Origin of the sequence: Candidatus Methylobacter oryzae (genome assembly GCF_003994235.2) — a bacterium.
GTDB lineage: Bacteria > Pseudomonadota > Gammaproteobacteria > Methylococcales > Methylomonadaceae > Methylobacter_A > Methylobacter_A oryzae.
The window spans coordinates 54,851-70,109 of sequence record NZ_RYFG02000117.1 but is presented as its reverse complement, the minus strand read 5'-3'; the positions used below and the strand labels follow the sequence as shown (position 1 = coordinate 70,109).

The window sequence follows — 15,259 nt, the reverse complement described above, 5'->3', positions numbered from 1 at the left end:
GTGTTACGTAAAATCCTGATCGCCAACCGGGGCGAAATCGCGGTGCGCATCATCCGCGCCTGCGCCGAAATGGGCATACGCTCGGTCGCCGTTTATACCGACGCCGACCGCTTTGCTCTGCATGTCAAAAAAGCCGACGAAGCCTATTGCATCGGCAGCGAACCGCTGGCCGGCTACCTGAACGTCTACGGCTTGGTCGATTTGGCCGCGGCGACCGGCTGCGACGCTATCCATCCGGGCTACGGCTTTTTATCCGAAAACGCGCAGTTCGCCAGGGCCTGCAAGGAACGAGGCATTACCTTCATCGGCCCCGAAGCCGACGTGATCCAACGCATGGGCGACAAAACCGAAGCCCGGAAAGCGATGATCGCCGCCGGCATTCCGGTCACGCCCGGCTCCGACGGCAACGTCGACAGCGTCGAGCAGGCGCTGGCCGTGGCCGAGAAAATCGGCTACCCGGTCATGCTGAAAGCCACGTCGGGCGGCGGCGGCCGCGGTATAAGACGTTGCGACAACGCCGACGACTTGCAGCGCAACTACCAGCGCGTCATTTCCGAAGCGACCAAAGCCTTCGGCAGCGCCGACGTGTTCCTGGAAAAATGCATCATCAACCCGAGGCATATCGAAGTGCAGGTCTTGGCCGACCAGCACGGCAACACCATTCACCTGTACGAGCGCGACTGCTCGGTGCAACGGCGCAACCAAAAACTGATTGAAATCGCGCCGTCGCCGCAACTCGATGAAGCCGAACGCCAATATATCGGCGGCTTGGCCGTGATTGCCGCGAAAGCGGTCGGCTATACCAACGCCGGCACGGTCGAATTCCTGCTCGACGACAACGGCCGCTTTTATTTCATGGAAATGAACACCCGCGTCCAGGTCGAACACACGATTACCGAAACCGTAACCGGCGTCGACATCGTCGAAGAACAGATCCGGGTCGCAGCCGGTTTGACCTTACGTTTCAAGCAGCACGAAATCGTCCGCCGCGGCTACGCGATCCAGTTCAGGATCAATGCCGAGGACCCGAAAAACGGCTTTTTGCCCAGCTTCGGCCACATCAGCCGTTATTACGCGCCGGGCGGTCCCGGCGTGCGCACCGACACCGCGATTTACACCGGTTACGAAGTGCCGCCGTTTTTCGACTCGATGCTGGCCAAAGTCGTCGTCAGCGCGATGACCTGGGAAGACACGATCAAGCGCGGCGAACGCGCATTGAAAGACATGGGTTTGTCCGGCATCAAGACGACGATCCCGTATTACCTGGAAATCTTGCGCCATCCCGAATTCCGGGCCGCAACGTTCAATACCGGCTTTGTCGAAAAATACCCTGAATTGATCAATTACTCGAACAAACTCCGCCCCGAAGAGCTGGCCAGCGTGATCGCCGCCGTGATGGCCGCCCACACCGGCTTGTAAATTAAGGAATCGCCATGCAAAAAGTTCATATCACCGACGTTATTCTCCGCGACGCGCATCAATCGCTGATCGCGACCCGTTTGCGCACCGAGGACATGCTGCCCGCCTGCGCGATGCTCGACGACATCGGCTATTGGTCGTTGGAATGCTGGGGCGGCGCGACGTTCGACGCCTGTCTGCGTTTTTTAAAAGAAGACCCGTGGGAGCGCCTGCACAAGCTGAAACAGGCACTGCCAAAGACCCGGCTGCAAATGCTGCTGCGCGGCCAGAACCTGCTCGGCTACCGCCATTATTCCGACGACGTCGTGCAAAAATTCATCGCCAAGGCCGCCGACAACGGCATGGACGTGTTCCGGATTTTCGATGCGCTGAACGACGTCCGCAACCTGAAAACCGCGATTGAAGCGACCAAAGCCGCCGGAAAGCATGCGCAAGGCACGATTTGCTACACGACCAGCCCCGTGCATGATATTGCAGGCTACGTTGCATTAGCCAAGGATCTGGCCAATCTCGGCTGCGATTCGCTTGCGATCAAGGACATGGCAGGCCTGTTAACGCCGTATGCGGCCGGCGAGCTGGTCAAGGCCTTGAAAGACGCGGTCGACCTGCCGCTGCACCTGCATTGCCACGCAACCTCCGGCCTGGCCGAAATGTGCCAGTTGAAAGCCATCGAAGCCGGCTGCCGGCATATCGATACCGCACTGTCATCGTGGGCCGGCGGCACCAGCCATCCGCCGACCGAAAGCCTGGTCGCGGCGTTGCGCGGCACGCCTTACGACACCGGCCTGGACCTGGACAAGCTGCAAGCGGTCAACAGCTATTTCGCCGAAGTCCGCAAAAAATACCGCCGCTACGAAAGCGAATTCACCGGCATCGACACGCAAGTGCACGTGTTCCAGGTTCCGGGCGGCATGATCTCGAACCTAGCCAACCAACTGAAAGAACGCAACGCGCTGGACCGGATCGGCGAAGTCTATAAAGAAATCCCGCAAGTCCGTAAAGACCTGGGCTATCCGCCGCTGGTGACGCCGACCTCGCAAATCGTCGGCACCCAGGCGGTGCTGAACGTATTGACCGGCAAACGCTACGAAACCATCACCAACGAAGTCAAACGCTACCTGCAAGGCGGCTACGGCAAAGCGCCGGCCCCGGTCGATGCCGATTTGCGAAACCGCGCGATCGGCAACGAAGACGTGATCGACTGCCGCCCTGCCGACCTGCTAAAACCCGAATTCGACAATTTACGCCAGGACATCGGCGAACTGGCGCTGAACGACGAAGACGTGCTGAGCTACGCGATGTTCCCCGAAGTCGGCCGGCAGTTTTTGGAACAGCGCGCCAACCATAACCTAGTGCCGGAGCCGTTGGAAATCGAATCCCGAGCCGCCGACGCGACCAAGAAAGCGCCGACCGAATTCAACGTCGCGCTGCACGGCGAGTCGTATCACGTCAAAGTCACCGGCGCCGGCCCGAAAAACCAGACCTTACGGCATTTTTACTTCATGGTCGACGGCGTGCCCGAGGAAATTGTTGTCGAGACGCTGGACGAAATCGTGCTCGACGGCGGCACCCAAGGCGCGATCAAGAGCGCGATTTCCCGCAAACGCGCCAAACCTTCGGCCGAAGGCGACGTCGTCGTCGGCATGCCGTGCAATGTACTTGACGTGCTGGTCAAAGTCGGCCAGCAGATTTCAGCCGGCCAAGCCGTGTTGATTACCGAAGCGATGAAAATGGAAACCGAAGTGACAGCGCCGATAACCGGCACCGTCAAAGCCGTGCACGTGGTCAAAGGCGAGCCGGCCAACCCGGATGAGGTATTGATTGAAATTGTGCCGGCCTGACATTATGAAACCGACTATTGCCACAGCCGACGCGATTGAACGCGCGGCCGAATTGTTGCGCCGGGGCCGCCTGGTCGCATTTCCCACCGAAACCGTTTACGGCCTGGGCGCCGACGCTTCCGATCCGGACGCGGTCGCCGGTATTTTCAAAGCCAAAGGCCGGCCCGCGACCCACCCGTTAATCGTCCATATCGGCGACGTCGCCAGCCTGTACGATTGGGCCGGCACCGTACCGGAAGCGGCGCTAAAACTGGCCGAACGTTTCTGGCCGGGGCCGTTGGCGATGATCTTGCCGAAAAAGCCCGAAGTGCCGCTAGCCGTGACCGGCGGCCAGCCTACTGTCGGCTTGCGCATGCCGAACCACCCGGTCGCGCTGGCGTTGTTGAAAAGCTTCGGCGGCGGCATTGCCGCGCCGTCGGCGAACCGCTTTTGCCGTATCAGCCCGACGCAAGCACTTCACGTCAGCGACGAACTGGGCGATGCGGTCGATATGATCCTCGACGGCGGCGCCTGCCAGGTCGGCGTCGAATCGACGATTGTCGATTTGAGCGGCAGCCGGCCGCGGCTGCTTAGGCCTGGCCATATCAGCCGCGAAGAAATTGAAGCCGTACTGCAAACCGAACTGCTGCTGCCGGAAAATGCCGCGCCGGCGCCCGAAATGTCCGACGAAGTACGCGCGCCGGGCATGATGGCCGTGCATTACGCGCCGACCACGCCGGCTATGCGTTGTCCGGCGGAACAACTGGCGGCCAGGATTCGGCAGCTGATTGCGGACGGCAAAAAAATCGGCTTGTTGAGTTATCAACTGGACGTGGCGGAAACCGCTCAAATCCGTGTCTTGCGACTGCCCGAGCACGCCGCCGACTATGCGCAAAGCCTTTACGCGGCACTGCGCGACTTGGATAATTTGCAGCTGGACACGATCCTGATCGAGCAGCCGCCGCAAACGGAAGCATGGCGGGCGGTTAACGATAGGTTAGGCAAAGCTTCCGCGTCCTCGGCAACCGCTCCCTGCGTTGCTCTACCTCCTGCATCCATGCAGTCGTGCTAACGCTCCTTGCCTACATCCCTGTAGGCAAAGCTGCCTCCGAATTACGCTAAAAACATTTTTCAGCACGAAGAATAGCTGTCGGGATAGCGGCCAACCTGGTCGTCGACCATGTCCATAAACCAAGCTATCTCCGACGTGATAATTATGATGACATTGACGCCGGAACTATTACCAACATACTGGGCCCGGAAGATAATTTACACAGCGCCAAGCGCGACAAAAACGACCGCGTGTTAATTAATCGCCGCCGTTAACGTGTTTCCGGGCGGCATGGACGTTGGCGTTGCTTTATTGGATAATGCCCGGCAGTATCTTTAACTCAACAAACGAATGTTTCTATGACTTATTGTATTGCAGCTTCCATAGATGAAGGGCTTATCCTGGTTTCCGACTCAAGGACCAATGCCGGTATTGATAACGTCAGTACTTACGGCAAAATGCACGCCTTTAAAACCAACGACGACCGCAAAATCGTTTTACTGTGCGCCGGCAATCTTGCCACCACCCAAGCCGTTTTAGAGCAGTTGCATCGCGATAAAATCAAAAATGCAGGCGTTAATATCAATAATGTCGAATGCTTGTCCGAAGCGGCCGCCTACCTGGGCCATGTCAGTGTCGAAAAACAAAAGCAACATGTTAATTCCGAAGGCCAATCGGCGTTTAATCCTTCGGCCAGTTTTATTTTAGCCGGCCAGATCGGCGACGAACCGCACGGCGCTTATATGGTGTATGCGGAAGGCAACAGCATCACCAGTTCGGCCAACACGCCGTTTTTACAAATCGGCGAGAGCAAGTACGGCAAGCCGATATTGGACCGTTTTCTTAAACTGGGCACGCCAATCGACGAAGCGGCGCGCTGCTGCCTAGTATCGATGGATTCGACGATCCGCAGTAACGCCAGTGTCGGAACGCCGGTTGAAATGCTGATTTACAGGAAAGACAGCTTCAGCTTCGACGAATATTATTGTTTTGACGACGACGATGATTATTTGCTGCAACTCCGGCGCAACTGGGAAAGCAAGCTTAAGGAAGCTATAGCCGCCCTGCCCGGTTTGAATAAAGGTTCCGTTAGGGTTATGCGGGTTAGTTTGTAGGGCGTGGTCCACAAAAGTCACGAAAAAATTATCGATCTCGCGCTTACACCCCAGTGGCCACGCTGGGCCCAAAACTTCACATAGGAGAAAGCAAAATGACTGCGGACTATATTACTGAGGAGCAAGAAGATGAATATAAAGGGGAGGTTCAAGACAGCTTATTAAGGGAAGTAGCTGTTCATATGCTACATGGTATGACAGAAAAATCTGCTATACAGCATGTAACAGAAGTTGCGCACCGACGCCAAAAAGCTGAGCAATCTGATAATGTTATTAAAGATGAAGATGGATTTGTGGAAAACTATCTTGAATCAGAATTAGAACCGCCGAACGAAAACGGACTTAACAAATCTCAAATAAATGCGATTTATCAAAAGCTAACTAATAAAGGCATTGAGATTGTCAATTAGTCCTGTAGGCCGGAATAAGCCGATTCGAGCGACAGCGAGAACCGGCGTTTCCGGCAACCCCACTCAAATTCGCCGGAAACGCCACCTCGCGCTAGGCGCTTGAAGGCCTTATTCCTATCAACACATATATTTTTTCCAACCATATTATGGAGGTTGACCCTATGCCCTTGACCGTTGAACAAATTGCCGAATAAACACTCGCTTTGCCTAGCGAAGCGCGCGCCCTACTCGCCGATCGTCTGGTAGAGAGTCTTGATCCGGCAGAAGACGGCTACATTCAACAGCTTTGGTCTGCCGAGGCGCGGCGGCGACGTGATGATGTGCGAGCTGGGCGAGTTCAAACCATCCCTGGCGATGAAGCAATGCAACGTGTTCGGCGCGCACTTGCCAAATGAGATATGAGTTTCATCCTGATGCACTCGCAGAATACGAAGATGCTGCCCGGTATTACGCCGGTTGTCAGTAGGGCTTGGAACTCCGTTTCATAGCTTCTGTTGAACACGCTGTCCAGCAGATTCTCGAAGCACCGGAACGCTGGCGTATTCTGGAGGAAGACATTAGGCGTTGCCTCACTCGCGTATTTCCCTATGCCGTGCTCTATACCATCGAAAAAGACTATGTGCTGATTATTGCAGAGATGCATTGTCATCGACTGACGTCACCGTATTTCCAACTGAGCCTAATCCAGCGCGCAAGCGGAGCGCTGCGATTTGATTGAATCGGGCTCCTCTCCTCCGCTGACGCACGCCCCATCGTCACAAAACCTTAAACAAACCTTCATTTCTCTGTCATACAAGCGTCTTACTCTTTATCCGGAAAGCTAATGCTTTTCAAAACTTCCCTATGGAGGATAAAGAAATGAAACTGCTCTATTCCATTCATAAATACGACGTAAGCCTGTTCACCTGGCTGATAAACGCCAGAATGCACTCCGCTTTAACCAAGATTTGCCGTTATATTTCCAAAACCGGCGACGGCCCGTTGTATGTGGCCGTCATCGGTTTGCTGTATTGGCATGAAGGCCTTGAAAGCCCGTTCCTGCAAGTAATCCTGCTGGCTTTTTTAATCGAACGGCCGATTTATTTCGTGCTGAAAAACGGCCTCAAGCGCAACCGTCCGCAAGCCGCTTTGCAAAATTTCCGCAGCACGATTACACCCTCCGATACATTCAGTTTTCCGTCCGGACATACGTCGGCCGCGTTCATGATGGCGACTTTACTCGGTTTTTATTTACCTCCGTTAATGGTCCTTCTTTATTGTTGGGCGGCATTGGTCGGCTTCTCCCGCGTGGTATTGGGCGTGCATTTCCCGACCGATACGCTGGTAGGCGCCATTTTGGGGATAGTCACGGCACTTTTTAGTTTGGGGCAATTGCTAATATGAAGATTTTTTATGGCGTACAAGGCACCGGTAACGGACATATCACTCGCGCCCGGGTTATGGCGAAAGAACTTCATGCCGCCGGCATTGACGTTCACTTTCAATTTACAGGTCGTCCCTCGGATAAGTATTTCGACATGGAAGTCTTCAACGGCTACGAAGCGCGTACCGGCCTGACTTTTCATACCGAAAAAGGTCAAGTCAGTTACTTGAAAACCGCACTTGATGCAAAGCCGATTACTTTTATCAAAGACATGAAGTCGCTGGATTTAAGCGGCTACGACCTGGTCATCAGCGATTTTGAGCCAATCACCGCTTGGGCGGCCAAAAGCCGGAAAATACCGGTTTTAGGCATCGGCCATCAATATGCGTTTAATTATAAAATCCCTAGAGAAGGCTCGGATCCTATCGCCGACCAAGTCATAAAGTATTTTGCTCCCGCCGATGTGGGGGTCGGTTTGCATTGGCATCATTTCGGCCAGCCTATTTTACCGCCGATTATCGATACGCCTGCAACGCCGCAAAACGTCATCAACAACAAGATCATTGTCTACCTGCCTTTTGAAGACCAAAATGAAGTCATCCGGCTGTTATCGCCTTTTGAAAATTTTGACTTTCATATTTATTCGCCGGAACCGGTGCCATCCACATTCAGTCACATCGCCTGCAATCCGCTGTCTCGCGACGGTTTCCAGAAAGATTTATACGATTGTGTAGGTATTATCAGTAATGCCGGGTTTGAATTGGCCAGCGAATCGCTACAAATGGGCAAGAAAATACTGGCTAAACCGTTGCATGCGCAAATGGAGCAGATTTCCAATGCCGCCGCATTAAAACAATTGGGTTACGGCCATGTGATGCACGATATGGATAGTTCAATCATTGAACACTGGCTACATGACGACCGCGCCGTTCATGTTACTTATCCGAATATTGCCAAAATACTGGTGCAATGGATTCAAAACGGCATGCCTGAAATGGATGGTGACTTTATTGAAGCGGTCTGGAGCGATGTGGAAGTTTTGCAAGTCAAGTTATGACTTGCCGCCAATGTCTTGCATCGTTCAGGGCTTTTGCTTTTTCTTTGGCAAAAAACCGACTTTAAGATCATGTCATCTTTTGCGGCGCATTTTGATCCAGCACAGCAATAGCCTCTTCGCAACTGATAATGTTGCCTTTTTTAGCGAGGATATAAGCGGCCAGCCGCTCAACGGCTTTCCAATAGGCCGGCGAGCTTATGAACTGGAAGGCCAAGTTAAACAACTCCGCCATCTTTTCACCATGCTGGCTTTTGGATGCAATAAAGGTATCCAGGTATTCGTAAACCTTTTCAAGATCCGATGTCCCGCCGTAATAATGCAAGGCGTTGATGTTGACCAGATGTGCGTTGAACTGTTCACCGTCGCGGAGAGCGACATACTTGGCTTCCGCCAGAGGCCCGATCAGTAAATTGACCATATCGGCCTCAAAAGCGGTCTGAAACGCATCTTTCTCGGCAGTCGACACGTAATGGGCGCTTTCAATCAACGCGACCGGCAAGCTATGGATCAAACGCCCGCCTTCGACAACCGCGGCAAAATGGTCGTAATTGAATGAACTGTTACCGGAAGAACCGTCTTCCAGCAGACCGGGAGACTTAATAGTAATTTGAAAATACACCTCAGGCAGTTGCTTTTGCTTATTGTAAAGATAAATACCAGTTGCATGGCCTGCCTCATGGAAAGCAATTTGCCTGATCAGATCTTGATCATTAATAAAGTTAGCTACATCAGTTTGATAATTCCGTTTCATGATTCCACCCGTAGGCTAAAAAAGATGCGGCCAGGACTGCTGACCGCATTTAGAGAGGAAGGAATAGATACAACACTCTAGTTCCCAAATCAGGGAAGTGACACAAGAGTTGCGACTATTCTAGTAGCCAAACTCATCTATGAAAATGCGGCCAATTGACGCGCGACAATAAGCCGCACTACTTGGCATAGCACATGCTTAACTTCTTGGTTTGTTTTGTAAAATCGCTTCAAGGCCTGATAATAGCGGGGCTGAAGAAATATGTCCGGGGCATTTCACACAGTGAAATAAGGCATATGCCGCAGCGTTTAACTGAAGGATTGAAGCACCTCTACGCAAAATGTAAGCTCATCGGTATTTTAGTTCGAAAAATATCTGTAATTGGCTGCCGGTTATACGATCCAAGCGCAAATGGAATCGTTATGTCTATCAATAAAAATAAGCGGCCATGTTGTATCCCTCTTTGCTATTGTCCGCCGAAACTCCAAAAGCCCGGCTAATTGCAAGTTGCAATAGCTGGAGTACGAACTCCGCCTGCATACGCTACGAACTGTTCAAATTCTTTTCGTCCCCCCAATCCAATATAATTAACACCACAATGAAAATCAGATACAAGAACAGGACATACCGAAAAGAAAATGAAATTCCTGATTATTGACGACGATGCCGCCGAGCGCTCCCTGACTATAAAGCTATTGCGCAGTAAACTCGCCGATGCCGCCATTGTAGAAGTTGACAGCCGCACAGCGTTTGACCGGAAAATCGCCGAAGCCGGTTTCGATCTGGCGATTACCGAGTATCGGCTCGCTTGGACGGACGGACTGGCTTTATTTAAAGCCATCAGATCCCGCTATCCGGGTTTACCGGTCATCATGTTGACCGATTCCGGCAACGAAGACGTCGCCGTGACCGCAATCAAGAGCGGTATGTCCGATTATATTGTTAAGCGCAATCGCCATCTGGTATTGGACAAGATAGCTCAAAGCCTGCCGGATGCGAAAAAAAGCCTCCATTACCAGAGCGACAATAAATTCCAGCAACATGAAAGAAGAGATCCTTTTATTTCACGGTTTACAAGGGATTATGCTTATTTCATCCGCATCTCTGCCGACGACAAACCGATATTCGAGTGGGCCACCGAACCGCTAAAACAGCTTACCGGCATTCCCGGTCATGCAAAAAAGCAGGATCGCGATTGGGTATTGCCGGTTCACCCCGAGGATAGGACCGTTGTTCAAAACCGGTTTAAGAAATTATTAACCGGCGTTGAAGACACCAGCGAATACCGGACTATTTGCAGTGACGGCGAGATTCGCTATTTCAGCGATCATTCCTTGCCGGTTCGCGATCCTATCGATGGCCGCGTCATACAATTGTACGGCGTTATGCAAGACATCACGGCCCGCCGCAGGATTGAAGAGAAATTGCATCTGATGCAACATGCTATCGACTCCAGCAGCAACGGCATTGTCATCACCGATCTAGCCGATACCGACTACGCGATTATTTACGCCAATGAAGCTTTCTTACGCATAACCGGCTATTCGATGGAAGAACTGTTGGGGCGCAATTGCCGCATCATGCAAAACAATGACAGGAACCAACCCGACATTGCGGAGCTGCGTAACTCATTGCAAAACCAGTGCGACAGCCATGCCATTTTGCGCAATTACCGCAAGGACGGCAGCCTGTTTTGGAACGAGATATTTATCTCGCCTATCCATGATCAACAAGGCAGAATCACCCACTACGTCGGCGTAGTGAGCGACGTCACGCAACGTATCGAAATGGAATATGCGCTGAGTAAAAGTGAAGCGAGGATGCGCTCTGTTTTCAATAACGTATCGGACGGCATTATCATTATCGATGAACGGGGAATCATTGAGAAACTTAACCCTTCGGCCGAAAGACTTTTCGGTTATTCTGCCGAAGAATTAGTCGGGAATAGTATTAACCTGTTAATGCCCGAGCCGGACCGGAGCCGGCACGACTCTTACTTGAGCGATTATCTGAGCGGCAACAAAGCTAAAATAATCGATATTAAACGCGAAGTCAGCGGCCTGAAAAAAAACGACTCTATTTTTCCGATGGAATTGGGCGTCAGCGAATTCTTCGTCGATCAGCGCCGTTTTTTTATCGGCACGGTGCACGATATAACCGAACGCAAAAAAGCGGAAGAAGCATTGCGGCATTTGTCCGGCCATCTGGAGACGGCCCGGGAAGACGAACGCACCCGGATTGCACGGGAAATCCACGACGAATTGGGCAGTCTTCTGACCGCGCTCAAAATGGATTTAAGCTGGCTGAATAAACAGTTACCGCTTGACTTGCCTTTATGTCATGAAAAAATAGCCACGATGAATCGGCATCTCGACGACGGCATTGGCTCGGTCAGAAAAATCATTGCCGACCTCAGGCCAAGCATTTTGGATCATCTTGGCCTATTAGCCGCTATCGATTGGAAGCTCGATGAGTTTAAAGAACAAAGCGGCATTCAATGCACATTGACAATGCCGGACAATAATATCGTTATGGATGAAGGCCGCGATATTGCGGTATTCCGGATTATGCAGGAAGCGTTAACCAATATTAAGCTACATTCCAAAGCCAGCCATGTCGCTATCGATGTTGAAATTGACGCCAACAACCTGATGATGAAAATAACGGATAACGGCTGCGGCATGACGAAATCGCAAATGCATAAAACCGGTAAATACGGCATTCTGGGCATGCATGAACGCGCCCGCCATTTCGGCGGAGAAGTTTCAATTACCAGCGATCCGGGAAAAGGAACCACGCTTAAACTAAATATGCATTTAACATCAAACGGAAGCGATAACTATCATGATTAAAGTGTTAATCGTCGATGATCACGCCATCGTCAGGCAAGGCCTAAAACAAATCCTGGCCGATATTCCCGATATGGAAATATTCGGCGAAGCGGCTTCCGGCGACGAGGCTTTGAAGTTTATCCGCAGCGAAGGCTGGGGGATCATGTTGCTTGATATTGCGATGCCGGGTAAAAATGTGATGGAATTGATCAAGCTGGCGAAACATCAATCCCCTCACCTGCCTATACTGATCCTGAGCATGTATCCTGAAGATCAATATGCCATCCGGATGTTGCGCGCCGGTGCGGACGGCTACCTGACTAAAGAAAGTGCGCCCGAGCAATTGGTCGCCGCAATTCGCAAGGTAGCCCAAGGCGGGAAATATATCAGCCCGTCGATGACTGAAAAACTGATCGCCGAATTAAATCCTAACCAGGAAATACCGTTGCATACTAAGCTGACAGACCGCGAATTCCAGGTTTTTAGCGGCATTTGTGCAGGCAAAAGCATTACCGATCTTGCCCAGCAGATGGCGCTCAGCGTCAAGACGATCAGTACTTATCGAACCCGGCTGATGAAGAAAATGAACATGTCCAAAAACGCCGAAATTATCCATTACGCATTCAAAAATGATTTGTTGGATTGAGAATCCACGATACCGTCACCACGGCAGATATTATCACCTGAATAACACCCCTACGCCACGTAGGAATTTTCTTACACGGCACTTCCTGAGAATCTTATAAATTTGATAGCGCTTGGCTGATTACTAGCAGCCATTGTTTGAGCAATAATGCGCACCCAAAATATAAGTAGGTGCTCATAAAAGCACTTATTAATGCTCGATCAAGATAGCATGGCAGTATGACTGCGTAATGACATCGCGAATAGACGCCTTCGATGGCGCTCATTTTAAAGCCGATTACAAATCCGTTTTAAAAAGCGGCCATATTCGCTAATTACCGTTAATACCGCCGCTAACATCAGAGCCAATAATAAAACGAATATTTCAGTTCGTGAGGAAGAGTTTTATGAGAGTCAATATGCCGGTAACGAATCGAGAAGCCCCAATGAAAAAAGGTGCATTGTTGGTTACGCGAACCGATTTAAAAGGCGTGATTACTTACGCCAATGATGAGTTTGTCGCTATCAGCGGCTTTAGCCGTGATGAAATCATCGGTGCCGAGCATAATATTGTCCGCCATCCGGACATGCCTCCGGCCGCTTTCGAAGATCTGTGGAAGACATTAAGAGCGCTACGGCCCTGGAACGGCATCGTCAAGAACCGGACTAAATCCGGCGATTATTATTGGGTCGATGCGAATGTAATGCCGGTCTTTAAGAACGGAAAAGTGCATGAATACCTGTCGGTCCGGCGTGCGCCAAGCCGGGAAAAAATTGAACAGGCCGAAGCGCTATACCAAAAGATCAACGCCAACCAGACCGCGCTCAGACCGACCGGCTTAGCGGCACTGGCTAAAACCATCAAGGAGATGAGCATCTGGAAGAAAATGGCTGCCGCGCTAGCTATCCTGTTGATGCCGGTCATCTATTGGATGGTGCAACTGTTCCTGGCGCAGGATTATGTCCTGCTGGCCGGCGTAGCCGCCGCCGTAATGGCCGCCTCGGCAATCGGCTTTTATGCGATCAAAAGCTATACCGACTTGTTGAACAAAACCATCGGCATTTTTTACCGCCTCGCCGAAAAGCGTTTCGGCAATGTCCAGGATTTAACCCGCAACGACCTGATCGGCGATTTCCAGCGCGGCTTATATTCGATGGAAGTAAATTTGAGCCTGGACCTGGCGCAAGCACGGGACGAAGCCGCCAAAGCGATGCGCATCAATCAAGCGCTGGATAATGTTCAATCCGGCGTGATGGTCGCCAATAACCAGCTGGAAATTATCTATACCAACCACAGCGTTGAGCAGATGTTCAAGAACGCCGAGCAAGACTTCCGCAAGCATTTGCCGCATTTCAACGCCGACAAGCTGATCGGCGCCAGTATCGACAGTTTCCACAAAGAGCCGGCCCATCAACGCCGCCTGCTGGCAAACCTGAAAGAAGCCTACAGCTCGGAAATGGTTATCGGCGGCCAACATGTGAAGGTTATTGCCAGCCCTGTCATCAATGCCGATGGAGAGCATATCGGTTTTGTCGCCGAATGGCAAAACCGGACCCAGGATATAAAAATCGAACAGGAAATCGGCCAATTAGTGCAGCATGTCAAAGCCGGCGACCTGAGCAGCCGCATCGACATGAGCGACAAACACGGCTTTGCGCAAATGCTGTCGTCCGGCATCAATGAACTGACCGACGTGATTGAAAGCGCCTTTACCGACATCAACAAAGTCATGGAAAGCATGGCCGAAGGCGACCTGACCCGTTCGATCAGCAATGACTACCAGGGCGTTTATGCCGAGTGCAAAAACAATATCAACGGCACGCTGACTAACTTGAGTAATTTTATTGTCCAGATCCGCGATGCGGCCGACTTTATCGACAGCTCCTCCCAAGAAATGGCCAGCGGCAACAACAACCTGTCCAGCCGTGCCGAGCAGCAGGCGGCGAGCCTCGAAGAAACCGCAGCCAGCATGCAGCAACTGGCCAGCACGGTCAGGAACAATGCCGAGAACACCCAACAAGCCAACCAAGTGGTCAATGCGACCCGGCAACTGGCGCAAAAAGGCGGCGAGATAGTGAAGTCGGCCATCATCGCGATGCAGGACATCAACGACAGCAGCAATGAAATTGCCGAAATCATCGGCGTGATCGATGAAATCGCCTTCCAAACCAACCTGCTGGCCTTGAATGCGTCCGTCGAAGCGGCGCGTGCCGGCGAACAGGGCCGCGGCTTTTCGGTGGTGGCGACCGAAGTGCGCAACTTGGCGCAACGTAGCGCCAATGCCGCCAAGCAAAGCAATGAACTGATCCAGAACAGCGTGCAAAAAGTGCGGGCCGGCACCGCCTTCGTCAACGAGACCGGGAACGCGCTGACCGAAATCGTCAATAGCGTGGCCCAAGTCGAGGAACTGGTGGCCCAGATTGCCAGCGCCAGCGCCGAGCAAACGGCAGGCATTGACCAAGTCAACCAAGCGGTCGCGCAAATGGACGACATCACCCAGCAAAACGCGGCGCTGGCCGAGCAAGCCGCAGCCGGCAGTATCGCGATGAGCCAGCAATCGACCAGCATGACTCAATTGCTCAGCTTCTTTAAGGCCGGTTCGAAAAAGGCCCCGGCAGCGGCTAAAACCGCCGAGCGAGTTAAAACGGCGGCTACCGTAGCTAAGATCGTAGCGCCAAAACGCGAAGAAACCACTGTTTCCGCCTATCACGATGACGGCGAATGGGAGGAATTTTAAACGGCCCTTTATCAAATTAAACCGGACCTAACCGGATGATAGTTCGGTACTTTGAAAATTAAAAAGCTCAACGATCGATA

Annotated in this window: 12 protein-coding genes; 11 read left to right on the top strand and 1 reads right to left on the bottom strand. The window is 52.0% G+C overall.

What is annotated here, in order from left to right:
• The 8 genes from EKO24_RS18830 (at position 1) to EKO24_RS18790 (ending at position 8,235) form a co-directional block, all read left to right on the top strand.
• Positions 1-1,419, top strand: a complete 1,419-nt coding sequence (locus tag EKO24_RS18830) for an acetyl-CoA carboxylase biotin carboxylase subunit (RefSeq protein WP_127029624.1) — start codon at positions 1-3, stop codon at positions 1,417-1,419.
• A 14-nt stretch (positions 1,420-1,433) separates the two neighbouring features.
• Positions 1,434-3,260 (top strand): sodium-extruding oxaloacetate decarboxylase subunit alpha, encoded by a 1,827-nt coding sequence (gene oadA, locus EKO24_RS18825; protein WP_143733258.1) that lies wholly within the window; start codon positions 1,434-1,436, stop codon positions 3,258-3,260.
• 4 nt (positions 3,261-3,264) lie between these two features.
• Complete coding sequence (locus EKO24_RS18820; RefSeq protein ID WP_127029878.1) at positions 3,265-4,311, top strand: L-threonylcarbamoyladenylate synthase; 1,047 nt, start codon at positions 3,265-3,267, stop codon at positions 4,309-4,311.
• A 338-nt stretch (positions 4,312-4,649) separates the two neighbouring features.
• A complete protein-coding gene (locus EKO24_RS18815) occupies positions 4,650-5,405 on the top strand; it encodes a proteasome-type protease (RefSeq protein ID WP_127029879.1) in 756 nt (251 codons plus the stop codon).
• A gap of 95 nt (positions 5,406-5,500) precedes the next feature.
• Positions 5,501-5,815: a hypothetical protein gene (locus EKO24_RS18810; protein ID WP_127029880.1), complete on the top strand. Its 315-nt coding sequence runs from the start codon at positions 5,501-5,503 to the stop codon at positions 5,813-5,815.
• A 203-nt stretch (positions 5,816-6,018) separates the two neighbouring features.
• Positions 6,019-6,210: an addiction module protein gene (locus tag EKO24_RS18805; protein WP_206667311.1), complete on the top strand. Its 192-nt coding sequence runs from the start codon at positions 6,019-6,021 to the stop codon at positions 6,208-6,210.
• Positions 6,211-6,673: 463 nt separating this feature from the next.
• On the top strand, positions 6,674-7,198 hold the full coding sequence (locus EKO24_RS18795) for a phosphatase PAP2 family protein (protein ID WP_127029881.1): 525 nt from the start codon (positions 6,674-6,676) through the stop codon (positions 7,196-7,198).
• Positions 7,195-8,235, top strand: a complete 1,041-nt coding sequence (locus EKO24_RS18790) for an MJ1255/VC2487 family glycosyltransferase (RefSeq protein ID WP_127029882.1) — start codon at positions 7,195-7,197, stop codon at positions 8,233-8,235. Before EKO24_RS18795 ends, EKO24_RS18790 begins: the two co-directional genes overlap by 4 nt.
• A 67-nt stretch (positions 8,236-8,302) precedes the next feature.
• Here EKO24_RS18790 and EKO24_RS18785 read toward each other — a convergent pair whose 3' ends face one another.
• Entirely contained in the window at positions 8,303-8,986 is a 684-nt protein-coding gene (locus EKO24_RS18785) for a hypothetical protein (RefSeq protein ID WP_127029883.1), read from the bottom strand.
• A 638-nt stretch (positions 8,987-9,624) separates the two neighbouring features.
• Here EKO24_RS18785 and EKO24_RS18780 point away from each other — a divergent pair.
• The 3 genes from EKO24_RS18780 (at position 9,625) to EKO24_RS18770 (ending at position 15,179) form a co-directional block, all read left to right on the top strand.
• Positions 9,625-11,838, top strand: a complete 2,214-nt coding sequence (locus tag EKO24_RS18780) for a PAS domain S-box protein (protein WP_127029884.1) — start codon at positions 9,625-9,627, stop codon at positions 11,836-11,838.
• Positions 11,831-12,463, top strand: a complete 633-nt coding sequence (locus EKO24_RS18775; RefSeq protein ID WP_127029885.1) for a response regulator — start codon at positions 11,831-11,833, stop codon at positions 12,461-12,463. The genes EKO24_RS18780 and EKO24_RS18775 overlap by 8 nt, the downstream gene beginning before the upstream one ends.
• Before the next feature lie 424 nt (positions 12,464-12,887).
• Positions 12,888-15,179, top strand: a complete 2,292-nt coding sequence (locus EKO24_RS18770) for a methyl-accepting chemotaxis protein (protein WP_241674688.1) — start codon at positions 12,888-12,890, stop codon at positions 15,177-15,179.
• The last annotated feature ends 80 nt before the right edge of the window (positions 15,180-15,259 follow it).